Annotated in this window: 19 protein-coding genes and 1 riboswitch; of the genes, 10 read left to right on the top strand and 9 right to left on the bottom strand. The window is 65.5% G+C overall.

Annotated elements, in window-relative coordinates; all coding sequences use genetic code 11:
* The 3 genes from Y887_RS13780 to Y887_RS13770 all read right to left on the bottom strand — a co-directional run.
* The coding region (locus tag Y887_RS13780) for a ligand-binding sensor domain-containing protein (protein WP_046964880.1) at positions 1-2,220 on the bottom strand (2,220 nt) is incomplete at its 3' end.
* Positions 2,221-2,285: 65 nt separating this feature from the next.
* The gene (locus tag Y887_RS13775) at positions 2,286-5,852 is read right to left on the bottom strand and encodes a sensor histidine kinase (protein ID WP_046964875.1); all 3,567 of its coding nucleotides are present in this window, start codon (positions 5,850-5,852) and stop codon (positions 2,286-2,288) included.
* Between the two features lie 76 nt (positions 5,853-5,928).
* The gene (locus tag Y887_RS13770) at positions 5,929-9,492 is read right to left on the bottom strand and encodes a hybrid sensor histidine kinase/response regulator (protein ID WP_046964874.1); all 3,564 of its coding nucleotides are present in this window, start codon (positions 9,490-9,492) and stop codon (positions 5,929-5,931) included.
* 96 nt (positions 9,493-9,588) lie between these two features.
* On the opposite strand from Y887_RS13770, the gene Y887_RS13765 reads away from it, so the two are divergent.
* The 4 genes from Y887_RS13765 (at position 9,589) to Y887_RS19205 (ending at position 12,187) form a co-directional block, all read left to right on the top strand.
* Positions 9,589-10,251, top strand: a complete 663-nt coding sequence (locus Y887_RS13765; RefSeq protein ID WP_046964873.1) for a YceI family protein — start codon at positions 9,589-9,591, stop codon at positions 10,249-10,251.
* Positions 10,248-10,811: a cytochrome b gene (locus Y887_RS13760; RefSeq protein ID WP_046964872.1), complete on the top strand. Its 564-nt coding sequence runs from the start codon at positions 10,248-10,250 to the stop codon at positions 10,809-10,811. Before Y887_RS13765 ends, Y887_RS13760 begins: the two co-directional genes overlap by 4 nt.
* A gap of 9 nt (positions 10,812-10,820) precedes the next feature.
* A complete protein-coding gene (locus tag Y887_RS13755) occupies positions 10,821-11,390 on the top strand; it encodes a YceI family protein (protein ID WP_046964871.1) in 570 nt (189 codons plus the stop codon).
* 164 nt (positions 11,391-11,554) lie between these two features.
* Positions 11,555-12,187, top strand: coding sequence for a cold shock domain-containing protein (locus Y887_RS19205; protein ID WP_342749432.1), 633 nt, complete (start codon positions 11,555-11,557; stop codon positions 12,185-12,187).
* Between the two features lie 201 nt (positions 12,188-12,388).
* Here Y887_RS19205 and Y887_RS13750 read toward each other — a convergent pair whose 3' ends face one another.
* Positions 12,389-12,622 carry a glutaredoxin family protein gene (locus Y887_RS13750; protein WP_046964870.1) on the bottom strand — a complete coding sequence of 78 codons (234 nt, stop codon included), beginning with the start codon at positions 12,620-12,622 and terminating at the stop codon, positions 12,389-12,391.
* 86 nt (positions 12,623-12,708) lie between these two features.
* Here Y887_RS13750 and Y887_RS13745 point away from each other — a divergent pair, with 86 nt between their 5' ends.
* Both Y887_RS13745 and Y887_RS13740 read left to right on the top strand, forming a co-directional pair.
* Positions 12,709-14,091 carry an L-serine ammonia-lyase gene (locus tag Y887_RS13745; protein WP_046964869.1) on the top strand — a complete coding sequence of 461 codons (1,383 nt, stop codon included), beginning with the start codon at positions 12,709-12,711 and terminating at the stop codon, positions 14,089-14,091.
* A 281-nt stretch (positions 14,092-14,372) separates the two neighbouring features.
* Entirely contained in the window at positions 14,373-15,380 is a 1,008-nt protein-coding gene (locus Y887_RS13740; protein ID WP_046964868.1) for an alpha/beta fold hydrolase, read from the top strand.
* Between the two features lie 324 nt (positions 15,381-15,704).
* On the opposite strand, the gene Y887_RS13735 is transcribed toward Y887_RS13740, so the two are convergent.
* The 3 genes from Y887_RS13735 to metX are packed head-to-tail and all read right to left on the bottom strand — an operon-like array spanning position 15,705 to position 19,035.
* Positions 15,705-16,793 (bottom strand): homoserine dehydrogenase family protein, encoded by a 1,089-nt coding sequence (locus Y887_RS13735; RefSeq protein WP_046964867.1) that lies wholly within the window; start codon positions 16,791-16,793, stop codon positions 15,705-15,707.
* Positions 16,790-18,007 (bottom strand): O-succinylhomoserine (thiol)-lyase, encoded by a 1,218-nt coding sequence (locus Y887_RS13730; protein ID WP_046964866.1) that lies wholly within the window; start codon positions 18,005-18,007, stop codon positions 16,790-16,792. Before Y887_RS13730 ends, Y887_RS13735 begins: the two co-directional genes overlap by 4 nt.
* Positions 18,004-19,035, bottom strand: a complete 1,032-nt coding sequence (gene metX / locus Y887_RS13725; RefSeq protein ID WP_046964865.1) for a homoserine O-succinyltransferase MetX — start codon at positions 19,033-19,035, stop codon at positions 18,004-18,006. Before metX ends, Y887_RS13730 begins: the two co-directional genes overlap by 4 nt.
* Positions 19,036-19,106: 71 nt before the next feature.
* Positions 19,107-19,227: riboswitch (SAM riboswitch) on the bottom strand.
* A gap of 129 nt (positions 19,228-19,356) precedes the next feature.
* Between metX and Y887_RS13720 the strand changes: the two genes are divergently transcribed.
* The 4 genes from Y887_RS13720 (at position 19,357) to Y887_RS13705 (ending at position 24,723) form a co-directional block, all read left to right on the top strand.
* On the top strand, positions 19,357-20,268 hold the full coding sequence (locus Y887_RS13720; RefSeq protein WP_046964864.1) for a M23 family metallopeptidase: 912 nt from the start codon (positions 19,357-19,359) through the stop codon (positions 20,266-20,268).
* Between the two features lie 117 nt (positions 20,269-20,385).
* Positions 20,386-21,990 carry a peptide chain release factor 3 gene (locus tag Y887_RS13715; protein WP_046964863.1) on the top strand — a complete coding sequence of 535 codons (1,605 nt, stop codon included), beginning with the start codon at positions 20,386-20,388 and terminating at the stop codon, positions 21,988-21,990.
* A 75-nt stretch (positions 21,991-22,065) separates the two neighbouring features.
* Positions 22,066-22,710 carry a PAQR family membrane homeostasis protein TrhA gene (gene trhA / locus Y887_RS13710; protein WP_046964862.1) on the top strand — a complete coding sequence of 215 codons (645 nt, stop codon included), beginning with the start codon at positions 22,066-22,068 and terminating at the stop codon, positions 22,708-22,710.
* A 99-nt stretch (positions 22,711-22,809) separates the two neighbouring features.
* Positions 22,810-24,723, top strand: coding sequence for an AsmA family protein (locus Y887_RS13705; RefSeq protein WP_084726039.1), 1,914 nt, complete (start codon positions 22,810-22,812; stop codon positions 24,721-24,723).
* 15 nt (positions 24,724-24,738) lie between these two features.
* Here Y887_RS13705 and Y887_RS13700 read toward each other — a convergent pair whose 3' ends face one another.
* Positions 24,739-25,167 (bottom strand): CBS domain-containing protein, encoded by a 429-nt coding sequence (locus Y887_RS13700; protein WP_046964861.1) that lies wholly within the window; start codon positions 25,165-25,167, stop codon positions 24,739-24,741.
* Positions 25,127-26,173: a glycosyltransferase family 2 protein gene (locus Y887_RS13695; protein WP_046964860.1), complete on the bottom strand. Its 1,047-nt coding sequence runs from the start codon at positions 26,171-26,173 to the stop codon at positions 25,127-25,129. Before Y887_RS13695 ends, Y887_RS13700 begins: the two co-directional genes overlap by 41 nt.

Raw genomic sequence — 26,173 nt, 5'->3', positions numbered from 1 at the left:
CGGGGGCAGGCGCGAAAACAAGCGCTCGCCCCCGGGCCCGACGTCGATCCAGTCCGGATCGTAACCACTTAAACGAAAGCGGTAGCTGGTTGACTCCGAATGCGTGAAGGTCGGCATGCGCGCGACGATATGCAGATCGCGATCGCCGTGCTGCAGTTGTAGCGGCTCCACACCGGTGACATCCAGTCCGCGCTCGCCACGACGCAGACCTACGCGCTCAATCAGTAGCGGTGGCTGGCGCGTATTCGGACGCATTTGGGTTGGATCAAACAGCACAACACCATCGGGTGTTCCGCCTAGAATCTGCCCGCCAGTTGCACGTACAAGTGTGTTTTCCTGAAACTGCTGATTGGGAAGCCCATCATGAACCCCGTAGACCCGCACCATTTTGCTGGCGGGGTCCACTCTGATCAGGCCTCGCGCGCTCGATACCCAAGCCACGCCGGCACCGTCCACCACAAGTCCATTAGGCGCCACCATGGGAAACTCTTGTGTCCTGTCGATCGTGTCCAGATGCTTGAGTTGCACGCCATCCCAGAGGTAGCGCCGCAGCTCACCCATCAACCCGATCCAGACAACGCCCGAGTCGGTGAAACGGAACACATAATTCGTTGAAGCAGGCGCACCTCGAACCATGACGAAAGCGTCGGCTTTCGGATCCCAGCGCCTTAAACCAGTCGAGCTGGCAAGCCACATTTGCCCATCGGGACCGAGCCTGAGGTCGTAGACGTTTGCGGTATCAAGGCCATGACTTCCGTGCGCTATCTCTCGAATCAGCCGGCCCTCGTCATCGCGAATCTGCAATCCGGCATTGGTCATATAGATCCATAACCGATCCTGCGCATCCAGCGCCAGGCGTTCCGGATTGTCGTAATTCGTCGATGCCGATTCGGTAGAAAGCGGCCAGCGCTTGGACTGTTTAGTGCGAGGATCATAGCGAACAAGCGATTTGGCAAGACCTATCCAGACGTAGCCGCTTCGACTTTCAATCAGGGAAACTGGCCAGCGCAAATCATAGATTGGCTGCAAATGACGTTCCACTACCCCGCTATTTGGATCTAACCGCTCAAGAACGCCACGTGTCCCGGCAATCCACAATCCACCCGATGCGGAAACTGCGGAAGCCTTTACGAACGGATTGGAAATCGATTGACGATCATCGGCATGATAAGACAGTACCGCAAAGGTATTCCAATTAGGAGGCAAATGCCAAAGCCCACCATTGAGGCTAGCAAACCATATACCTCCCTCACGATCTTCGTATGCACTGGACCAGCTCGGCTTTACCAGCCCATGGGCAGAAAGGCTGTAGATCGGTACGTTAACGACATCCTTACCAGTCGAAATCCCCAAACCGGCCATCGTATCCAGCCAATAGCGCCCGACCCGATCGCGCAGCAACACGCCTCCAACACGCTGATCGTTTTCATTTCCATACCAAGGCTGCGTTACAAATTGCCCTTTTGAATTCAGTTGATATAGCTGGTAGCTTCCGTCAGTGACCCAAAGAGTTCCACGCGAATCCAGACGCATTCCGTTAGAAGATTGCGTGTTTCCAGGCAGTGGCACACGCTCAAAGTCTCTACCTGTCCAGCGGGCCACGCCTGAGTTGCCTCCAATCCATAAAGACCCGTCAGGCGTGACACGTAAGGCGGTGATGTTGTTTCCCGGCAAGCTCCTCGCATCGTCTGCCGCAAATATAAAGCGCTGCATGCGGCCATCTTGCCGCCGCCGATACAGACCGTTCTTTGAAGTTCCAAACCATAGATCGCCGTCAGGCGTCTGCGTGATCGCCCACACCGTGGCTCGTCTGAGCTCAGGAAACTGTGTGCTCTCCAGGAGTTTGAATGCGCGCCGTTGAGGGTCCAGGACACCCACACCACCGTCATTGAAACCGACCCACAGCCGGTCGTCGGCATCGACTCGCATAGCCCAGACAAAATTGTCTGTCAGCCCGTCTTCCATCCGCCAGATGCGGTAACTTCGTCCATCAAATCTGGCCAGACCATCGGCCGTTGCCAGCCACAAATAGCCGTTCCTATCCTCGGCAAAGTCATTCACCGTGTTGGAAGGAAGTCCGTCGGCCACGGTGAGTTGGATCGGTACAGGCGTCGTCGGCACTGCTGCACATGCAAGCAAGGGCAGCGCTGCGATCAATAGGACCAACCACAGTGCAGCAAGGGTGCGACGAAAATTGGGACAAGGACGCAGACGTGGCATAAAAATTTCACCGCAGGTCGCAGCATGGCGCGGGCCACATTGAGCATGAGCAAGTACGCATTGCCTCACTTTGATACGCCCGCTGCAGCGCCATCGGCGAGTGCCGCGCACGAACTCGCCGCCTCACGCGCAGCCGCGATCGCTTCCAGCAGCAAATCGGCCGTGACCGGTTTGCGCAGGAACCCATCGAAGCCGGCACTACGCGACTGGCGTTCGGCATCGCCATCGGCGCGCGCGGTCACCGCCAGCAACGGGAACCCGTGACCGAGCCGGCGCAGCTGCAGGGCCAGCGCAAAGCCGTCCAGGCCCGGCAGATCCAGGTCCAGCAGCGCGACATCGAAGCCGCCATCGACCGCTTCGGACAACGCCGCCAGACCGTGTGCGGCATGCACCACGCGATGGCCACGCCCGATCAACAGCCCGCTGATCACCTCGGCCACGGTCGGGTCGTCTTCCACCAGCAGGATGCGCAGCGGCGCGCCGGCCGGAGTGCGTATTTCGCCGGCAGCACTGCGGGGGGCCGATCGATCGATCGGCAACGGCAGATCCACGGTGAACTGGGTGCCGATACCCGATCGGCTGCGGACACGGATCTGGCCCTTCATCGCCACGGTGAGTTCCTGGCAGATCGCCAGCCCCAACCCGCTGCCGCCATAGCGCGAGCTGGTGCGCGCACCCTCGCCCTGTTCGAAGCGTTGGAACAGGCGTTTCTGTTGCTCGGGCCCGATCCCTGGACCGGAATCACGGACCTTGAAGCGCAGGCAGTCGCCATGCCGACTGACGGTGAGCCCAACTTCACCGCGCTCGGCGAACTTGATCGCATTGCCGAGCAGGTTGATCAGGATCTGCCGCACCCGCGTGGCGTCGCCCAACACCGACAGGGTGGCGGGCAGCTGATTGCGGTAATGAAAACGCAGCCCACGCGCCTCGACGATGGGGTGCATGAAATCGGCCAGTTCCTGGGTCAGCTGCGATGGATCGAAGGGCTGCTGCACCAGTTCCAGTTTTCCCGCTTCGATCCGTGCCAGATCCAGCGCATCGTTGACCAGCCGCAGCAGATGCGCACCGGCCTTGCGGATCGCATCGACATGGCTGCGCTGTTTCGCGTCCAGCGGCGTGGCCAGCAGCAGCTCGCTCATGCCCAGCACACCGGTCATCGGCGTGCGTACCTCATGCCCCAGCGTCGCCAGGAAGTGCGACTTGGCGATCGAGGCCTGCTCGGCAAGTTGCTGGCGCTGCTGCGCCAGCACCCACTCCTGCTGGCGACGCGTGCGTCGCCGCCATCCCCACACGCCCAGGCAAAGCAGCAGCACGCCCAACAGCACCGCGACCAATTGCGCCGGCGTACTCAGCCACCACGGCGGACGCACCCGCAGATGCAGGGACGGTGCGGCGATCCAGTCGCCGTCGCCGGCACGCGCCTGCACGTCGATGCGGTAGTCGCCTGGCGGCAGCCGCGACATCACGCGTTCGCCGGTGGCGCCCTGCTCCACCCACCCCGCGTCGTAGCCCTCCACAAAGTAGCGATAGCGGGCCGAGGCAGGGTCGACGAACGACAACAACCGCGCACTGATGCGCAGATCGCGATCGCGCGCCTGCAGCACGATCGTGCCCTTGTGCGGCAACGGCTGCGGGTGCTCGGCATCGTTGCGGCGGACCTGCACCGATTCGATCACCAGCCGCGCCACCGGTGCCGGCGCGAAGGGCTGTGCGGGATCGAACAACACGATGCCGCTGGTGGTCAATGCCAGCACCTGCCCGCCGGGGCCGGTGACCGGCGGGCGCATCGAGAATTCGCTGTCCGGCAGGCCGTCGCGCTGCCCGAACATGCGCACCTGCGGCTGGCCGCGCCGGTAGGCGTACAGGCCGCGCGAGGTGGTCGCCCAGACGGTGTCCGTACCGCCCAATGCCAATCCACGGATCTCGGTAGAGGGCAAGCCCTGGGCATGCCCCACCCGCTCCAGCAACTGCGCGTTGCGGCCATCCCATCGGTAGCGCTCGATCGCGCCGGGCCGCCCGGCCCAGAATTCATGCGGCGATACGAACGCCAACGCATAGACTTCACGCCTGGCGTCGGGGCCGATCACTCTGCGAAAGCGCTCGCCCTGCCACACCCACAGCCCGTCGCCGGCGGCCACCCAAGCAGAGCCGTCCGGCCGGACCAGCAGCTGCTGCACCATGCCCCTCACCACGCTGAGGTCGGCACCAAAACGGAACGTTGCCAGCAGGCGACCATCTGCCGCACGCCGCTGCACGCCGCCTTCGACGATCGACAGCCAGAACTCGCCATCGATGCCCGGCGTCATCAGTTCCACGCGATGGGTGTCGGAAGTGCCGAACTGCATCGCGAGCGCGTGTTTTTCGCCGGTCTTGGGCTGATACCGCATCACGCCCTCACGCAGCGCCACCCACAGGCTGCCATCGCCGGCCGGCAACACCGACTGCACGCTGCCGCCCCCCAGCACATCGCTGTGCAGCACGGGAACGATCTCGCCCTGATCGCCGACGCGATACACCCCTTCGCCGGTCGTCACCAGGAAGCTGTCGCCGTCGGCGGCGGCGTTCATCAGGTACAGGCTTTCCAGCGGCTCGCCCTGCGCCTGCAGGATCGTGGAGAAGCGCCGCCAATCCGGCGGCAGGTAGGCCAGGCCCTGCGAAATCAACCCGAGCCACATACCGCCCTGACGGTCCTGCATGACATCGAGCACGCCGCTATGGGCGGTCAGAAAGCCACTGCCCCGATCGCCTTCCATGACGCGCAGTCTGGTCTCGCCCGGCGCAACGCGGAAAAACCCATCGGCCGCACCCACCCAGTAACCGCCATGCACGTCGTGCACCACGGTACCGGCGCGCACGCCGGAGGATCCTTCCCAGGGCGCGGGCTCGAGCACCCCGGCCGGTGTCACCCGATACAGGCCCTTGCCGCTTCCCACCCACAGCGTGCCATCGGGATCCTTGCTGAGCTTCAACACCATCGTGCTCAGTCGATCGGGCGCGACGCGTACGAAGCGATCGCCGTCGCGCACGACCAGCCCGCCAGCGGTACCGATCCACAGCCGGCCGCGCGCATCGGTGAGCATGCTCATGATGGTGTCGCTGGGCAGCCCGTCCGCTGCGTCGGGCGAGGCACGGAACACCGTGATGCGGCCATTTTCCTCGCGGCGGCACAGGCCACCGCTGCTGCTTCCGATCCACAGCGCACCCTGCGCCTGCGCCAGCGCCCAGACCTGCCCGGCGCAGGCTTGCGCAACGTCCGGAAAGCTCGCGAATGCCGCACGATCCGCATCCAGCATGCTCAGTGGCGAGCCGTTGACGCCCAGCCACACCCGGTCGCGATCGTCGACCAGCAGCGTTTCCACCTCGTTGCCGGGAATCGAGCGCGCGTTGTGCGGGTCGTGCTGCCACACCTGCAGGCCGATACCGTCGTAGCGCGCCAGGCCGTCGCTGGTCGCCGCCCAGACATAACCCTGCCGATCCTGCGCCAGTGCCAGCACCATGCGCGAAGGCAGGCCTTCGGCCGGACCGAACCGACGCATGCGCGGCGTCTCGATCTGGTTCACCGCCGCTGCCTCCACGCCGATCAACAGCGCCATGACGGCAAGCACGCACAGCACTACCTGTTTCATCGTCATCCTTGTCCCAGCCACCTGCGCGATCGCGCGCACTCCCCGGCTGTCCTGCACTGTACCTGCTCCAGCTGACGTCTCCCTAGTCGACGGCGGCCTCGCCCCTGTCCCGCAAATCCGCAGCGTCGGCAAGCACCCGTGCCAGGGCGTTGGCCAGCAGCTCGCCGGTGACCGGCTTGCGCAGGAATCCATTGCAGCCAGCCGCCATCGCCTGCGGCTCGGCATCGGCGTCGGCCCGTGCAGTGACCGCCACGATCGGGAAGCGCACCCCGCGCGCGCGCAGTTGCGCCACCAGCGCAGCACCGTCCAGGCCGGGCAGATCCAGATCGCACAACCCCGCGTCGAAGCTGCGTGTGCTCACCTCGGCCAGGGCGGCCAAACCGTGCAAGACATGGGTGACCTGGTGCCCGCGTGTCTGCAGCAAGCCCACGATCACCTGCGCCACGGTCGGGTCGTCTTCGACCAGCAGCAACTGCAGCGGCGCCTGATCCCGGGCAGCGGACGCACGTGCCGGAGCAGGGACCGCCGTAGGCAATGCCGCAACCCAACGCAACGGCAACTGCACCACGAAGCACGCGCCCTGCCCCAATTCGCTGTCCACCCTCACCACCCCGCCCATCGCCGCTGCAAGCTCGCGGCAGATCGCCAGGCCCAGCCCACTGCCACCATGCCGGGCCAGGGTCAGTGCGCCTTCGGCCTGTTCGAAGCGCTGGAACAGGCGCCCACGTTGCTCGGCGCTCATGCCGGGACCGGTGTCGCGCACCTCCACCCGAATGCCTTGTGCAGGGCTCTGCGGCAACGCCGACACGCGCAATTGCACGCTGCCGCGTTCGGTGAACTTGACCGCATTGAACAGCAGATTGAGCAGAATCTGCTGCACCCGGCTGGCATCGCCATGCAGTGCCGGCGGCAGCGCGTCATCCAGTTCGCATTCGAAGGCCAGCTGCTTCTGCTCGGCACTGGGACGGACCAGTTCGACCACCTGTCCGATCAGCAGGCGCAGATCGAAATCGCGATTGTCCAGCGGCAGCTTGCCGGCTTCGATCCGCGCCAGATCCAGCGCATCGTTGACCAAGCGCAGCAAATGCTTGCCGGCCGACTGGATCGCGCCGGCATAGCCTTGCTGGCGCGCATCCAGCGGTGTCTGCAGCAGCAACTCGCTCATTCCCAGCACACCGGTCATCGGCGTGCGCACCTCGTGCCCCAGGGTCGCCAGAAAGCGCGTCTTGGCCAACGACGCCTGCTCGGCCAGCTCGCGCTTGTGCTGGGCCAGCTGCCACTGCGCCCGCATGCGGACGCGATGGCGGTAGGCCGCCGCGAGCAGTGCACTCAGCAGCAGACCGAGCATGCAGGTCAACGCAATACCGAGGTCGCTACGCCACCAGGGCGGCAGCACCGAAAACCGCAACGATTGCACCTGCGAGGCATTGCCGAGCGGATCGATACCCTGCATTTCAAGCACATACTCGCCCGGCGGCAACGATGAAAATTCGCGCATGCCCGCAGCGCCATGCTCCACCCAATCGGTGTCGAAGCCTTTCAATCGCGTGCGGTAGCGGTTGGCCATCGGGTCGACGAAAGACAGCAGGCGCATATTGATGCGCAACTGGCGATCGCTCGGCACCAGCGCAAAGCCACCGCCGATCGGCAATGCGCGACGTCGGTCGCCCTGCTGCACGCTCACCGCTTCCAGCCGCATCTGCGGGGTAAACGAGGGAACATCCGGCGCATTGGTGTCGATCAGCAAGGTGAATCCATCGGCGGTTCCGCCCACCAATACACCGTTGTCGGACATCAGCAGACAGTGGCGACTGAACTCCTGGCTGGTCAACCCATCGCGCGCACCGAAACTGCGGATCTTGGCAGGCGTTGTCCGCGGGTCGATGCGCCACAGGCCACGCGCACCGGACATCCACACGCGACCAAGCGCATCCAGCTCGAGGCCGTAGGCATCCATGGCGGGAAATCCTTCGGCAGCGCGAATGCGGCTGACCCGTTTCCAGACGCCATGACGTGGCTCCCAGTGCTCGATGCTACCGGCGATGTAAAGCCAGATGCGATTGCGATCCTTGACCACAAAGCGCTGGATGAAATCGACATCCAGCCCCGGCACCAGCATGAATCGATGCGTTTCGGCATGCCAGGCATACACTCCGCCAGTAGCGCTGATCCACACGCGCCCGTCCGGCCCCAAGTTGATCTGGTAGTACGGCAATTCCTTCAGGCCATGCAGATCGTTTGGGGAGATCGTCTCCAGAACGCGCCCACTGACCAGGTCGCGTCGCTGGATCACTTGCTCGAACGCTGCCCACACGCTGCCATCGCCAGGCTCCCCGATCCAGAGCGCCGCCTCGGCGGGTCCATCCCCGGTGAAATGCGTCAACTCACCAGTCGCCAGGTCCAGGCGCGACAGTGCATGCTGATTGTTACCGAGCCAGAGCTGCCCGCGACGGTCTTCCAGCGCAGAGATGACTTCCATCTCACGCAGATCCGGATGCTGGACTCCGGTCTGCACCAAGGCGCCAGACGAGGTGTCGTAGCGCAACAACCTGCCACTGCCATCGAACTGCCACAGGCCGCCAGAGCGATTGGCCGGTGCAAGACTGCAGGAGATGCCTTTGCCCTGATCGTTCACCTGCTTGAAGGCTGCGGTCCGACGCCAGTCTTCGCGCAGGTAGGCAAGCCCACGGCCATGCAGGGGCACCCAGATCCCTCCGTGCGGACTTCGCCAGATCGTGGTCACATGCCGATTGGAAACCAGCGGTTGGTCACCGTTGTTGACCGGCGTGGGTGGATGACTGGCGCGGGTGTGCCATAGCCCCTGCTCGGTGCCGAGCCAGAATTCGCCATCTCCGGCATCGGCCACCGCCCAGGCCCGATTTCCTGTCGCAAACATCGAAGCCCAGGCGGGCGTATGCCACCCCCCGGAGGAATCCATGTAGCGCAACCCGGTCTCCGAGGAGGTCCATAGCCGTTGCCCTACCCACTGCAGCGCATTGATACCGCTGGCGTCGCCATCCGGTCGAACGCGGTGCAAGGCCAGCCCGTCGTAGTACGCCAAACCGCCGAGCGTCCCGATCCACATGCGCTCCCGGTCGTCCAAGGCCAGCGCGTAGACCGGATTGGGGTCTAGCGGATCTTCCATCCTGGACAGATCCAGTGAGCTGAAATTTCCCCCGGCGTCCAGGCGCAAGACATTGCCGGTCGACATGCCGAGCCAGATCTCATCGCCCCGGCCGGCAATGGCATAGATATCTCCCGACGACAGCGCGGGAACGTCGTCGGGCAGATATGCGGTGAATTTGCTGCGGTCGGCGCTCAGCATCGCCAGCCCGGCGCCCGCCAGCGCCAGCCAGATGCGGTCCTGGTCGTCGATATACATCGCCTGCAAGGCATTGCTGCGTAGCGAGTAGCGATCGGTCGGGTCGTTACGCCATACCTTGAACTCGGCGCCGTCATACCGAACCAGGCCATCGGTGGTGGTCATCCACAAATACCCCGCACGATCCTGTGCGATTGCGGTAATCATGGTCGAAGGCAGCCCTTCGGCGGCGCCCACGATGCGAAAGCGCGGGATGGCGGGCACCTCGGCCAGGGCCGGCAATGCCATCAACGCAACCAGCAACCCCAGTAACAGACCACGCATGCGGGAATCCTTTCCACGTCCAGCCGGCATGCTCGCAATGGATCGTTGCAAGCGCAAGCCGCGCGCGCAGCGCCGGGATGTGTCTAGAATCCGCCCATGACGCCCTTCGCCCGCCTGCTGCTCCTTCCCGCCCTGGCACTGACCAGCCTGGCCGCCTCCGCCGCACCGGTGCGCTATGCGCTGGATCCGGTACACACCCGCGTGCTGTTCGCGATCGAACATGCCGGCTTTTCCAAGGCCCTGGGCACCGTGTCGGGCAGTAGCGGCACGCTGGTGTTCGACCCGGAGGACTGGGCGTCCGCACGACTGGACGTGAGCGTGCCGCTGCACCGCGCCGACCTGGGCGATGCCAAGTGGAACGAGGCCACCCTGGCACGCAACCTACTCGACGCCGAGCGCTTTCCCGACGCGCATTTCGTCTCCACGCGCGTGGAGGCCAGCGGCGAGAACCACGCCAAGGTCACCGGCAACCTGACCCTGCACGGCGTCACCCGCCCGGTGACCCTGGACGTCACCCTGAACGCGCTCAAGCGCCACCCGCTGCCGCCGTTTCGCCGCACTGCCGGGTTCTCGGCCACCGCCACGCTGAGCCGGGCGGAGTTCGGGATCGATGCGTGGAAGTCGATGATCGGCGACACCGTGGAACTGCGCATCGAAGCCGAAGCCGTGCGCGAAGGCCGTGCCGACGACGACACTGCGCCGCCGCAAGCCGAACCCACCACCCCTGACGCAGCCGCCAGCCCGGAATCGCGAACATGAGCCTGAAAAACATCGAGCGCTGGGGCGGTGTCAGCCAGGCCCTGCACTGGCTGATCGCCGTGCTGATCCTGGTGCTGGGTATCGTCGGCCTGACCATGGGCGAACTGCCCAAGACGCCGAAATACTTCTGGGTCTACACCGCGCACAAATCGGTGGGGCTGACCGTGCTGGCGCTGGTGATCGTGCGGCTGGGCTGGCGCCTGTACGCGGGCGCGCCGCCACCGGTGGCGGGCACACCGCGCTGGCAGGAACGGATCGCCGGGCTGACCCACTGGCTGCTGTACGCCATGATCTTCGCCATGCCGCTGTCGGGCTGGTTGTACGACTCCAGCAGCGGCCTGCGCCCGTTCCGCTGGTTTGGCCTGTTCGCAGTCCCCAAGCTCAGTGGCCCGGACGAGCAGCTACGCGTCACCTCCCACGCCATCCACGAGTGGGGCTTCTGGTTGTTGATCGCCGTGGTGCTGGCACATGCCGGCGCGGCGCTGTACCACCACGTGTTCCAGCGTGATGCCACACTGGCGCGGATGTTGCCGCGCGGCTGGCTGTCCTCCAAACCCTAAGGATTCCCCATGTCGTCCAAGTTGTTCGCCTCTCCCCTGCTGGTCGCCGCGTCGCTGGTCGCCACCTTCGCCACCGCGCCGGTGCTGGCCGCCGACTACGTCCAGGCGCCCGGCTCGTCGCTGGTCTTTGCCAGCAAGTACGACGGCGAAGTGTTCACCGGCAAGTTCCCCGCTTTCGACACCACGCTGAGTTTCGACCCGGCCAATCTGGCCGCTGCCAAGCTCGATGTGCGCATTCCGCTGGCCAGCGCGATCAGCGGCAACAACGATCGCGATTCGACCCTGCAAGGCCCGGACTTTTTCAACGTCGCCAAGTTCGCCACCGCACGCTATCGCGCCGACAAGTTCCGTGCCCTCGGCGGCAATCAATACGCGGCCGACGGCACCCTGGAACTGCGCGGCGTCAGCAAGCCGGTCACGCTGACCTTCACCTGGACGCCGGGCGCGCAGCCCGTGTTGGCAGGCAAGGCGGTGGTCAAGCGGCTCGACTTCGGCGTGGGCGGCGGCGACTGGGCCGACACCAAGACCATTCCCAACGAAACCGCGATCAGCACCAAGGTCGTGTTGAAGGCGAAGTAAGGCCACAGGCCGCAACCGGACGCGGCCACTGAGCGGCGGACTACCTCGTCGGGTCCGCCGCTTTTTTATGCCCGGTGGTTTCTGCCCCGTGGCCGGATGACACCGCGCGACAGCTAGACTTGGCGTCCACCCCTCGGACGCCGCCGATGCGCACACATGGAACGTTGACCCGCTGGAATGCCGATCGTGGCTTCGGCTTCATCACCCCGGCGCAGCCCGGCGATGAGCTATTCGTGCATATCTCCGCGTTTCCACGCAGTCCGGACGCGCCACGTATTGGTGAGCTGATTTCCTTCGAGATCGAACAGGGCAAGGATGGGCGACGCCAGGCAGTGCGCGTGATGCGCGCCGGCGCGCCGGCAGCCGGACGTGGCCCACGCAGACAGCATGCGGCAACGCAAGCGCCATCGAGCCATCGCTTGATCGGGCTGGGCAAGCTCCTGTTGCTGCTGCTCGTGGCAGTTGCTGGCGGCTATGCGTATCTCGATCGGGACACGCCGATGCCAGCCCCAGCGCCCCCTGAAACTTCTTCAGTAGTTTCGGCACGGGCACCGGCAGACAGGACGCCGCCAGACCGCGCAGCGCTCCAGAGCTCGCCAGCGGTTACGGCCCCTGCAGCGGCAGGCAAAACGTCTGCCACGCCCGCACTCACGCCGCACTATAGCTGCGGCGGGCGCAAACACTGCTCGCAGATGACTTCCTGCGACGACGCCACCTGGGTGCTGCGTAACTGTCCCGGCACAAAGATGGACGGCGACAACGATGGCGTGCCATGTGAGGACCAGCTGTGCCGTTGAACGGCGACGACTGAACGCCCCCCCCCCAACGCCGCAGGTGAACCAAACCAGCGTGTAATTGCCGGGTACTTGCGGGCGACGTATTGAAATCAGCGTGTTCACGTGGCGCAAACGCAAACCGGTCTCGCTCACCTGACGTGCAAATCGCTTGTAACGGCCTTCAGTCCATCAGCAGACGCGAACCATATCCGCAAGCGCCTATCAGCGGCCAGCCTCATCCAGCCACGCACGCAAGCGCTGGCCATCGAACGGCCAGTCCAGCTCGCGCCCGCGTGCATCGCGTAGCACCGGCACACGTGCCCCATAAGCGGACTCAAGCGCCGCATCGTCGTCGATAAAGACGCTAGCGAACTCGCCGGCACGCACCTGCGCCAGCACTTCCACGGCCTGGTCGCAGAGGTGGCAATCGTCGCGCTGGTACAGGGTCAGGGCCATCGAACAGGTCTCATGCTGCGCTGCAGCCGTGCCGCAATCATCGAACGACTAGAATAGCCGCCTTTACGCTCACCTCTCCGGCACGCATGGCTGTCAGCACGTTCGACCTGTTCAAGATCGGTATCGGTCCAAGTTCCTCCCACACCGTGGGGCCGATGCGCGCCGCCGAGCGTTTCGTGCATCGCTGGTTGCTCGATGCCGGCCGCCTGCAGGACGTGGTGCGCATCCGCGCCGAAGTGTTCGGCTCGCTGGCGCTGACCGGCCGCGGCCATGGCACCGACAAGGCCGTGTTGCTCGGGCTGGAAGGCCACCGCCCCAACCTGATCGACCCGGACATCATCCCCGCCACGCTGGAGCGCATCCGCTCCAGCAAGCGCATCGCCCTGATGGGGCAGCACGAAATCGGCTTCGACGAGAAGCGCGACCTGCCGATGAACAAGCGGCAGAAGCTGCCGTACCACACCAATGGCATGCGCTTCACCGCGTACGCCGCCGACGACAGCGTGATCGCGACGCGCGATTACTACTCGGTGGGCGGCGGCTTTGTGGTCAACCAGGACGACGCCGCCGACGACCGCATCGTAGCCGACGAAACGCCGCTGCCCTACCCCTTCCTCAGCGGCGACGAACTGCTCGCGCAATGCGCACGCAGCGGCCTGAGCATTGCCGCGCTGATGTTCGAAAACGAAAAGAGCTGGCGCAGCGAGGACGAGATCCGCACCGGCCTGCGCGAACTGTGGGCGGCCATGCAGTCCTGCGTGGAGCGCGGTATCCGCCAGGAAGGCACCTTGCCGGGTGGCCTGAACGTGTCGCGGCGCGCACCGGCGTTGTATCGCGAACTGTCGTCCAAGCCGGAAGCGGCCATGCGCGACCCGCTGACCACGCTGGACTGGGTCAACCTGTATGCACTTGCCGTCAACGAGGAAAACGCGGCCGGTGGCCGCGTGGTCACCGCGCCCACCAACGGCGCGGCCGGCATCATCCCGGCGGTGCTGCATTACTTCGACCGCTTCTGCCCCGGCGCATCCGAGCAGCGCATCTTCGATTTCCTGCTCACCGCTGCGGCCATCGGCATTCTCTACAAGGAGAACGCCTCCATTTCCGGCGCCGAAGTCGGCTGCCAGGGCGAGGTGGGCGTGGCCTGCTCGATGGCCGCCGGCGGCCTGGTCGCCGCGCTGGGCGGCAATCCGGGGCAAATCGAGAACGCCGCGGAAATCGGCATGGAACACAACCTTGGCCTGACCTGCGATCCGATCGGCGGGCTGGTGCAGATCCCATGCATCGAACGCAACGCCATGGGCGCGGTCAAGGCGATCAACGCCAGCCGCATGGCCATGCGTGGCGACGGCAAGCACAAGGTGTCGCTGGACAAGGTCATCAAGACCATGCGCGACACCGGCCGCGACATGCAGGACAAATACAAGGAAACCAGCCGCGGCGGCCTGGCGGTGAACGTCATCGAGTGCTGAGTCTGCCGGTGGCGTGATGCGATCAGAACGCATCGCATCACGCCGGGTTGATCCAGTAATAGGCACCACTGCAGCAGCCCTCAACCGGCCTGCGCCTGCGGCAGAAGACAAGCCCGCATCGCCATGCCATTCCGCAGAAGGCCCCCTTCTCCCGCCTGCGGGAGAAGGTGCCCGAAGGGCGGATGAGGGCACGTCAGCCCGCCATACCCCCTCGCCGCGGCACCGCCCGGATCCACGCCTCCACCACGGTGCGCCAGGTAGCCTTCCGGCACGGATCCCGGATGGAGAACACGATGCGACATCTTGCCTGTGCACTCGCACTGACCCTGGCCTGCGGCCCGCTGATGGCTCAACAAGCCAGCTACGGCCCGCGTCTTGAAGGCTTCGATTACCCCTACCCGGTCAAGACACACGCGTTCACCTCGCAGCAGCAGCCGCTGGAGATGGCGTACCTGGATGTCGCACCCACCGGCAAGCCGAACGGACGCACCGCCGTGCTGCTGCATGGCAAGAATTTCTGCGCGGCCACCTGGGAATCCAGCATCGCGGCCCTGAGCAAGGCCGGCTACCGCGTGATCGCGCCGGACCAGGTGGGCTTCTGCAAATCCAGCAAACCGGCCGCCTATCAATTCTCCTTCGCGCAGCTGGCCGACAACACCCACGCATTGCTGAAAACACTGGGGATCGACCGCGCAGTGGTCGTCGGCCACTCGATGGGCGGCATGCTCGCGATCCGCTACGCGCTGATGTACCCGCAGGCCACCGAACACCTCGCCCTGGTCGACCCGATCGGCCTGGAAGACTGGAACGCCGAAGGCATCCCGTGGCGCAGCGTGGATGCCTGGTACGACAACGAACTGAAAAGCAGTTTCGAGCGCATCAAGAAATATCAGATGGACGTGTATTACGCCGGTCAATGGAAGCCCGAATTCGAACGCTGGGCGCGCATGCAGGCCGGCATGTCGCTGGGCAACGGCAAGCAGGCGGTCGCCTGGAATCAGGCGCTGACTTACGACATGGTGTTCAACCAACCGGTCGTGTATGAGCTGCCCAAGCTGTCGGTACCGACGACGTTGTTTATCGGCCTCAAGGACCGCACCGCGATCGGCAAGGACACCGCACCGCCGCAGGTCAAGGCGCGCGTCGGCGACTACACCAAGCTCGGCAAGCAGGCAGCTGCGGCCATTCCGAAGGCGACCCTGATCGAATTCGCCGACCTGGGGCACTCGCCGCAGGTACAGGACCCGGCGCGTTTCAATGCCGCACTGTTGAAGGCCATCGCGCAGTAATTGCAGCAGCGCACGGCCATCGGCCGCCGTGCGTTACTCCCCTGCCAACCGCTGCCGGGTACTGCCGGTTGCGGCCATCCCGCAGCGTTTGAAGACGACACGGCAGGCAACGGCAGCACAGGCCGCAGCCATCATTGGCTACTCACCATGAGGCGAGCGAGCAGGCAGGTTGCCGCACGAAGAACGGCACCCTCGCCTGCCAGGCGATGGTGCGGGTGCAGGGCGCAGACAGCCTCCCGGTCCGACCGCCACCCACCAGGGTGCCCGCACCAATCAGCGGTAAGCCCGCGGCAGAACCAACGCATCTGCCGCGCAACGAAAGCATCAATCCGCCACGATCCGCAGCACATCGTCCAGCAGCGCGGCCGCCGTGACCTCCGCACCCGCACCCGGGCCCTGGATCAACAACGGCTGCTCGCGGTAACGGTCGCTGCTGATCGCGACACGGTTGTCGGTTCCGGCACCGCCCGCCAAGGGGTGATCCAGCGCCAGCTCGCGCAGTCCCACGCTTGCGCCATGCGCGTCCACCCGGCCCACGAAACGCAGACACCGCCCCGCTGCGCGTGCCTGCTGCCAGCGCGCGCTGACGACGGCATCCAGTTCGCCCAGGCGTGCATCCAGTTGTCCGATCGGCACGCTGGTGAGGCCGGCAGGCACCAGCGACTCCACGTGCACCTGTTCGGCCTCCAGTTGCCATCCGGCCGCACGCGCCAGGATCAGCAGCTTGCGCCGTACATCCTCGCCGGACAGGTCGATCCGCGGATCCGGCTCGGTATAACCCGACGCCACCGCTTCGCGCACGCACTGCGAAAACGCGCCGCTGCCGTCATAGCGATGAAACAGCCACGCCAACGATCCCGACAGCACACCCTCGATCGAATGGATATGGTCGCCACCTGCCACCAGCGCGCGCACGCTGCTCAGCACCGGCAACCCGGCGCCCACGGTGGCGCTGTCGCCATACTGCGCGCCGGTGGCATGGCGGGCGGCAAGCAGCGCCTGCGCACGCGACAACGCCGTGCCCTGGCCCAGCTTGTTGGCGGTCACCACATGCACGCCGCGGCCCAACCACTCCACATGCCAATCGGCCACCACATCGCTGGCCGTGGCATCCACCAGCACATCGCCAGCACGCAGCGCGACGGTTTCGGCCCACGGCTGCAGCACGGCCTGTCCACGCGGTGCGGCGTTGGCCTGCAGCAATGCCTGCTCCGCGCTCACGCCGCAATCCTGGGCGATTCGCGAATTGGCCAACCAGTCGAAGCGCGGCAACTGCAATTGACGCTGCTGCAGCGCGGTGTAGCGCGTCACGAATGCGCGGCCCACCGTCCCGGTGCCCAGCAATGCCAGCCGTGGTGTCGGCGTCACTGCTGCCGCCGACGCCCGGCGCGAAACAGGCAGCACAGTGCTCACGCGTCGACCTGCTTGCGGTTGGTGGCGGTCAGGGTCGCTTCGGCACGCGCCAGGCCGGCGCGCAGGTCGATCAACAGGTCCTCTGCCGATTCGATCCCGATCGACAACCGCAGCAACCCGTCGGAAATTCCGGCAGCCGCGCGCGCTTCGGCAGTCATCGCCGCATGCGTCATCGAAGCCGGATGCGCGATCAGGCTTTCCACGCCGCCCAGCGATTCGGCCAGCGTGAAGTAGCGCAGTCCATCGACGAAGGCGCGTACCGCCGCTTCGCCACCGTTCAACTCGAAACTCATCATCGCGCCGAAGCCCTTCTGCTGACGCGCCGCCAGGGCATGGCCCGGATGCGTCGCCAGCCCGGGGAAATACACCTGATTGACCGCCGCGTGCCCGTCCAGCAGCGCGGCGATCGCGTCGGCATTTTCCTGATGTACGCGCAGGCGCGCATCCAGCGTGCGCAGGCCACGCAAGGTCAGGAAGGCATCGAACGGCGAGCCGGTCAGGCCCAGCGCGTTGGCCCACCACACCAGTTGCTGGTGCAGCTCCGCATCGCGCGCCACCACCGCACCGCCCACCACATCGCTATGGCCGTTGATGTATTTGGTGGTCGAATGCAGTACCAGGTCGGCACCGAATTCCAGCGGTTTTTGCAGTGCCGGCGACAGGAAGGTGTTGTCCACCACGGTCAACGCACCCACCTTCTTCGCCGCTTCGATGACAAAGCGCAGATCGGTGATGCGCAGCAGCGGGTTGGACGGGGTCTCGATCAGCACCAGCTTGGGCGACTGGGCCAATGCATCGGCCAGCGAACGCGGGTCGGTGAGGTCGGCGGTGATCAGCGCGAAGTGGCCCTTCTTGGCCAGCGCATTGAACAGGCGCCAGCTGCCGCCGTACGCATCGTGCGGCACCACCAGCGTATCGCCGGGCTGCAGCACGGCGTTGAGCACCAGGTTGATCGCGCCCATGCCGGTGGAGGTGATGACGCCGCCAGCACCACCTTCCAGTTCGGCCAACGCCTCGCCGAGCAGATCGCGGGTGGGATTGCCGCTGCGGGTGTAGTCGTATTGACGCTTGTTGCCGAACCCGTCGAAGGAGAAGTTCGACGACAGCACGATCGGCGGAGTCACCGCACCGTAGGCGGTATCGCGGTCGATGCCTGCGCGCACGGCGGCAGTGGCGGCGGTACAGGGGGCGTCGGCGGGGTCACGATAGCTCATGCGGTTTCTCCGGTAATGCGAAGGGCAGTAGTGAGGATCGCGTCGATGCGATCGATTTCTTTCAGGAAGGCGTCGTGGCCGTAGGGCGAACGCAACACACGCAGGCTGCCGCGCGGCCCCAGGCCTTCGACCAGGCTGACCATGTCGGCCAGCGGCACCAGGCGATCGCCTTCCACCGCCACCACGACGGTGGGCACGCTGACCTGGGCCGGGTCGATGCGATGCAGGTCGATGGATTCGGACAGGCGCAAGTACGCGGTGACCGGCGTGCGGGCCACGTATTGCGCACCGGCGGCATCCAGATAGTCTTCGGCGGCAACCCGCACGCGGCCATTGATCACTTCCGGCGGCGCATCGAAGCGCTCGCTGAATTCTTCCGGGGTGCGGTAGCTGAGCATGGCGAACTGCCGTGCCAGCGCCAGCCCATGATTTTCTGCGCACTGCAGCTGGCCCAGCGCCACCGCACGGCGCTGCAGTGCGCGCCACGCTGCGGCATACGGATGCGCGCGGTGCGCCCCGCTCACCGCAATCAAGGTGCCGACGCGAGCGACATGACGGGTCGCGAACTGCAAACCGACCAGCGCGCCGTATGAGTAGCCGACAAAGCCGTGCAGGCGCGCGATTCCCAGCGTGTCGAGCAGTGCGGCGATGGCATCGGCCTGGTCGGCGGTGTCGATCGGCGCATCCAGGGTCCCGTCGGCGCCGAGGAAATCGAAGGCCAACAGGCGACGCGATGCCGGGTCCAGCGCGCGGCCCGCACCGACCAGGCCATCCACCCAGCCCTTCTCGGGGAACACAGCGCTGGCCGCGAGGTGCCGATGGGCGGAGATGCCGCCGGCGACGAACACCACCGGCGCATTGGCAGCGCCGATCAGTTCGTAGCGCAGGCGCACCTCGCGCATGCCGGCATGACGCATCGGCAACGACACGGCGATGTCGCCGCGCAACGCGATCACGCCGTCGGTGTCGGCGGCAGGGGTGTCTAGGTCATCAGTGGTCGTTGGCGATGCTGTGGTCACGAGGCTCATGGCGATATCCGGGGTGGATCGGCCATCGAGCTTCGCGGGAGCTCGCGTTCGACGTGCGCAAGGCACGATTCGAACCATCTTTCGGCGGACGCGAAGGTCCCCGCAGGATTTGGCACCAAACGCGGGCGCTTGCGCGCTCCGCTGGCTGCCCCGGCATCAAAGGGCCTGTCCCTCCGCCGGTCTCGATGGTGAGGCTAAGATGCCACCGCATTTTTGCGATGTCAATCGCTTCATGCGGATGGAAAGATATATTTTCATCCGATACCACCGGGTAGCGTGATGCACCGCATACTTGCGGCTCCGTTCGCTCAAGCCAATCGCGTGCATCACCGCGTCTTTCGCTCCCTTTCGCCCGTCATAACTGCGGTGTTGGTCGCCGCCCTGCTGGCAGGTGCGTCGCCCGCCGCTGCGCAACAACGCTGGCATTGGAACGGCGGCGCGGCACCGTCCTCGCCGCGCTCCATGGCGACGCCAGTCGCCTCCGCCACAACGGACCCCAGCCCGGCCCTGCAACTGGAATGGCAGGCACCGGTCTATCTGGCATGGGTGACCAACCCGCTGGCCGGGCCTGCGCAGGTCCGGCTGAGCGCCCCACCCAACGAGGATTACCGGGCCGTGCCGCAACTGCCGCTCACGGTGCTGATGGCTGCGCACGAGCGTCGCCTGCTGGCACGGCTATACCCGGCCAGCAACCAGCGCACCCTGGGCGGGCTGGGACTCAAGCTCGACATCGTGCCTGGCGATCCGCAGGCGCAGCCGCAGCCGGCGGGCTATCAGCTGCCGTTCCGCGATGCGCCGGTGCAGGTGGATCAAGGCTTCGGCGGCCGGTTCAGCCATGCCGACCTGCCCAACTGGTATGCGGTGGACTTCGCCCTCCCCCAGGGCACGCCGGTGCTGGCCGCGCGCGAGGGCGTCGTCATGGAGACTCGCAAGGACGTCGCCGAAAGCAGCGCCCACGACCCTGCCGCAGGCGGCGGCAACCTGGTGCGGGTGCTGCACGCCGACGGCAGCATGGCGCTGTACGCCCACCTGGCCCCGAACGGCGTGGCGGTGCGCGCCGGCCAGCGGGTCGGCACCGGCGAACGACTCGGCGCCTCCGGCAATACCGGCTACAGCACCGCCGCGCACCTGCATTTTTCGGTGCAGCGCAACACGGATCTGCAACTGGTGTCGGTGCCGTTCCGGATGTGGGGCCCGCAGGGCGAGCTGCACTTCCCCTCGCCGGCCCCTTAGCGCCCCGGCGCCCCGATGCCGCCTGGCTGCGGGTCCGCAAAGGCCCGCTGCGCCGAAGCCGCTATAATCACCGGCTTCCTCAGTTTCCGCAGGCGTCCGACCGGGCGCGCACCGCCCATGTCCGAAGTCTCCAACGAAGCCGCGCGCCGCCGCACCTTCGCCATCATTTCCCACCCCGACGCCGGCAAGACCACGCTGACCGAGAAGCTGCTGCTGTTCGGCGGTGCGATCCAGATGGCCGGCTCGGTGAAAGGCCGCAAGGCCGCCCGTCACGCCACCTCGGACTGGATGGCGCTGGAAAAGGAGCGCGGCATCTCGGTGACCTCCTCGGTGATGCAGTTCCCGTACGAGGGCAAGATCGTCAACCTGCTCGACACCCCCGGCCACGCCGACTTCGGCGAGGACACCTATCGCGTGCTCACCGCAGTGGACTCGGCGCTGATGGTGATCGACGTGGCCAAGGGCGTGGAAGAACGCACCATCAAGCTGATGGAAGTCTGCCGCCTGCGCGACACCCCCATCATGACCTTCATCAACAAGCTCGATCGCGAAGGCAAGAACCCGATCGATCTGCTGGATGAAGTGGAAACCGTGCTGGGCATCCAGTGCGCGCCGGTGACCTGGCCGATCGGCATGGGCCAGCGCCTGAAGGGCGTGGTGCATCTAATCAGCGGCGAGGTGCACCTGTACGAGCAGGGCCGCAACTTCACCCGCCAGGATTCGACCATCTTCCCGTCCCTGGAGGCACCCGGCCTGGCCGAAAAGATCGGCGAGCAGATGCTGGCCGAGTTGCGCGACGAACTGGAACTGGTGCAAGGCGCCAGCAACGCCTTCGATCTGGACGCCTACCGCGCCGGCCAGCAGACACCGGTGTTCTTCGGCTCGGGCGTCAACAATTTCGGCGTGCAGCCGCTGCTGGACTTCTTCATCGAGCACGCACCGCCGCCGCAGGCACGCGACACCACCGGACGCCGGGTCGAGGCGACCGAAGCCAAGCTCAGCGGCTTCGTGTTCAAGATCCAGGCCAACATGGACCCGCAGCATCGCGACCGCGTGGCCTTCATGCGCGTGTGCTCGGGCAAGTTCACCGCCGGCATGAAAGCGCTGCACGTGCGCAGCGGCAAGGACCTCAAACTCGCCAACGCACTGACCTTCATGGCCAGCGACCGCGAAATCGCCGCCGAAGCGTGGCCGGGCGACGTCATCGGCATCCACAACCACGGCACCATTTCCATCGGCGACACCTTCACCGAAGGCGAATCGCTGTCGTTCACCGGCATCCCCAACTTCGCGCCGGAACTGTTCCGCCGCGCACGCCTGCGCGACCCGCTCAAGCTCAAGCAGCTGCAGAAGGGCCTGGCGCAGCTGTCCGAGGAAGGCGCCACGCAGTTCTTCCGCCCGTTGATGAGCAACGATCTGATCCTGGGCGCGGTCGGCGTACTGCAGTTCGACGTGGTGGCCTACCGGCTCAAGGACGAATACGGCGTGGACGCGATCTTCGAGCCGGTGAGCGTCACCACCGCGCGCTGGGTGCATTGCGACAATGCCAAGAAGCTGGAGGAATTCCGCGAGAAGAACGCCGGCAATCTGGGCGTGGATGCGGCCGGTCAGCTGGTCTATCTCGCACCGACGCGCGTCAACCTGCAGCTGGCGCAAGAACGTGCGCCGGATGTGCGCTTCTCGGCAACACGCGAACACGCGCACGCCAAGGCGATCGATTGACCCGCGCTTGAACCGCAGCAAGCGGACCCCGCTGCCGGCAATGCGAATTGCTCGCAGTTACGGTACCTTTTTGGCATGAACGCAGACGCCTCCCCCTCGACCGACCTGCGCGACGAAATCGCCAGCGCGGTGACCCACGGCCTGGGTGCCATCGCCGCCCTGGCAGGCGGTTCGGTGCTGATCACACTGGCCGCCATCCATGGCGACGGCTGGCAACTGGCCACCTCCATCGTGTTCAGTGCCACGCTAGTGTTGCTCTACGTCGCCTCCACGCTGTTCCATGCCATCCCGCACGTCGGTGCCAAGGCACGCTTGCAGGTGCTCGACCACTGCGCGATCTACCTGCTGATCGCCGGCACCTACACGCCCTTTACCTTGATCAATCTGCGCGGCCCCTGGGGCTGGAGCCTGTTTGCTGCAATCTGGACCATCGCGGCGGCCGGCGTGATCTTCAAGCTATTTTTCACCGGCCGCTTCCGCCTGTTGTCGACCGCCCTCTATCTGGCGATGGGCTGGCTGATCATCGTGGCCATCAAGCCTCTGCTGGTTGCGGTGGACACCTGGTCGCTGTGCTGGCTGCTCGCTGGCGGGCTTTTCTATACGTTGGGCACCTACTTCTATCAGCGCGACACGCAACGCTACTTCCATGCGATCTGGCACCTGTTCGTGCTCGCCGGTAGCGCCTGCCACTTCGTTGCGGTGGTCGAACAGGTCATGTGACCCAACAGTGCCGGCGTGTTCGCACGCCGTGCACGAGTCATCGCCAACCATGCGCACGTGAACAACGTGACTCATGCCGCCGATCCCCGCGCCTCCCGTATGCGCCGCCGTCGACGCTGGCTGATCGGGCTTGGCGGTGTTGCTGCGGTCCTGGCGATCTTCGTGTTGCTGTTCGAGTGGAACTGGCTACGCGGCCCGGTCGAACGCATCGTCAGCGCCAAGACCGGCCGCGATTTCCGGCTGGGATACCTGGATGTGGACCTGGGCCGCACGACCACGGTTCGCGGCGAGCGACTGCAGCTGGCCAATGCCGCATGGTCCAAGCGCGGTGCGATGGCAGAAATGCGCGCTGCCGAGATCGACGTCGAACTATGGCCCCTGCTGCGCGGCAAGGTGCGGCTGCCGGAAATCCGTCTCGATCAGCCCACTGTCCTGCTGGAAGCCGGCAACGACACGCACCCGGGCAACTGGGTGTTCGACGATCAGGATGGCAATGGCAACATGCCGCGGCTGGGCCGGCTGCTGGTGACCAAGGGACGGCTGCATTACATCGACGACGCCGCACGGTCGGATATCGATGTGGCCATCGCTAGCCTGGCGCCTGCACGCAGCGATCAACGTACAGCACCGATCGGCATCGACGGCAAGGGCCGCTGGAAGGGTTACCCATTCACGCTGAAAGGCAGCACGGCCTCGCCGCTCGAGTTGAGCCAGAGCGAGCATCCCTTCCGCATCGATCTGCGCGGCAGTGCCGGCGCCACCCGCACGCATGTGCGCGGCACCCTGACCAATCCGTTCCAGTTCCGTGTCTTCGATCTGCAGATGGCGCTCAGTGGCCAGGACATGCAAGATCTCTACCCGCTGACCGGCGTCGCCATGCCCGCCACGCCGCCGTACACCCTCGATGGGCGGCTGCGCCGCGATGGCCAGGTGTGGCGCTACGAGACGTTCACCGGCACCGCCGGCGACAGCGATCTGTCCGGCACGGCCGAGGTGGATCTGCGCAACAAACGCCCGTTGCTGCGTGCCGACCTCGCTTCCAAGCGGCTGGATTTCGACGACCTGGCCGGTTTTGTCGGCGCACCGCCCAAAACAGGCGCCGACGAATCGGCCAATGCACAGCAGAAGAAACAGGCAGCGCAACTTGCCGCCAGCGCGCGGATCCTGCCGACCACGCCCTACGACCTGTCCAAACTGCGCGCGATGGATGCACAGGTGCGTTGGCGCGCGCAGCGCATCAATGCGCCGTCCTGGCCACTGGACGACATGGATGCGTCGCTGACATTGAAGGACGGCCTGCTGCAGCTGGACCCGCTGAATTTCGGCGTGGCCGGTGGAGACATCCGCTCGACCATCCGCATGGATGCACGCAACCCGGTCATCGTCACGCAGCTGAAAGCAGGCATTCGCGGCATCCGGCTGGACCGGCTGTTTCCAGATGCCGCGCTCGCCAGGCAGGCCTCAGGCGCAATCGGGGGCGAGCTGGATCTGCGTGGCCGCGGCAATTCGATCGCCGCGATGCTCGGCAGCGCGGACGGCTCGATCGGCGTCGGCATGGGCCGCGGTCATGTCGGCAACCTGATCATGGAACTGGCCGGCCTGGACATCGCCGAATCGCTGAAATACCTGTTCACCGCCGACCGGCAGATTCCGGTGCGTTGCATGTTCGGCGATTTCGCCGTCAAGGACGGCCTCATGCAATCGCGCGCGCTGGCCTTCGACAGTACCGACACCATCATCATCGGCGAGGGCAACATCAGCTTGAAGGATGAAACACTGGATCTGCTGCTGCGCCCGCGCCCCAAGGACCGCAGCATCCTCAGCCTGCGCTCGCCGCTGCGCGTGGGCGGAACCTTCAAGGACCCGTCGTTTCATCCCGACTACAAGGCGCTCGGCCTGCGTGGCGCAATCGCGATCGGCCTGGGCATGATCGCCCCGCCCGCCGCCCTGCTGGCCACCTTCGAACCGGGACCGGGCAAGGACAGCAACTGCGGTGGCAAGTACGCCAAGTAACTGCCGGCGCCGGCCTCAGCTGGCGATATAGCGCTGCAGTTGATCGATGTCGCGCTGCTGCATCTCGATCACCGCCTTGACCAGGTCGCCGATCGAGATCACGCCCTGCACGCGGCCATTTTCCACCACCGGCAGATGCCGGAAGCGGCCATCGGTCATCAACTGCATGCAGCGGTCCACGGTCTCGGACGGCGACACCGTCACCACCTGCGCACTCATGATCTCCGCCACGCTGGTGGTGGCCGACGAGCGATCGCGCAATACCACCTTGCGCGCGTAATCGCGTTCGGACACGATGCCGACCAGTCGCTCCCCGTCCATCACCAACACCGCACCGATGCCCTTTTCGGCCATCAGCCGGATCGCCTCGATCACTGCGGCATCGGCCGCAACCGCGAATACCTCAACCTGTTTGGTCCCCAACAGCTGTCGTACGGTCTGCATGGCCCGCTCCGCGCTTGGTCTGGTCGTCGCAGACTACTCCCACCGCGCCGCGGTGGGTATCGACCAGGTACAGCGGACGCTGCTTGGCCTCGTCGTACAACCTGCCCAGGTATTCGCCGATCAATCCCAACGCAATCAACTGGATGCCGCCCAGAAACAGGATCACCGACATCATGGTCGGCCAGCCGGCCACCGGGTCGCCGATCAGCGCCGCCTTGACCACCACCCAGGCCCCGAACAGAAATGCCACCAGCGCCGTCATCAGCCCCAGGTAGGTCGCTGCGCGCAACGGCACCGTGGAAAAACTGGTGATGCCGTCCAGTGCGAAGTTCCATAGCCGCCACACCGTGAACTTGCTATCCCCGGACAAGCGCGGCTCGCGCCGGTACGGCAATGCCACCTGACGGAATCCCACCCAGCCGAACAAGCCCTTCATGAAGCGGTGCCGCTCGCGCAACTGCTGCAAGGCCTGCACCACACGTGGCGAGAGCAGTCGGAAATCGCCGGTATCGGCCGGGATCGGGGTGCGCGACAAGCGCCGAATGACGCGATAGAACGCGTGCGCCGCGCCGCGCTTGAGCCAGCCCTCGCCCTCGCGAAAGATGCGCGTCCCGAAGATGTTGTCGTAGCCGGCGCGCCAGAGGGCGACGAACTCGGGAATCAGTTCCGGCGGATCCTGCCCGTCTGCATCGAGCAGCACCACCGCGCCCGGCAGCACATGATCCAGGCCTGCGGACACCGCCACTTCCTTGCCGAAATTCCGCGATAGCCGAAGCGCGCTGACCTGCGCATCGTCCCGCGCAAGTGCCTGCAGGACGTTCCAGGTATCGTCGGTACTGCCGTCATCGACATACAGCACACGCGTCTGCAAGCCATGCAAGCCCGCCAGCACCGTACACAGGCGCGGATGCAACAGCGGAATGCTGGCTTCTTCGTTGAAGGCCGCGATCACCACCGTGAGGCGTTCGGTGACGGCCGGCAATTGCGCGGGGGCGATGGTACTCAC

The sequence above is a fragment of the Xanthomonas pisi DSM 18956 genome (assembly GCF_001010415.1).
GTDB classification, from domain to species: domain Bacteria; phylum Pseudomonadota; class Gammaproteobacteria; order Xanthomonadales; family Xanthomonadaceae; genus Xanthomonas; species Xanthomonas pisi.
This window is presented reverse-complemented; position numbering and strand designations above follow the sequence as displayed.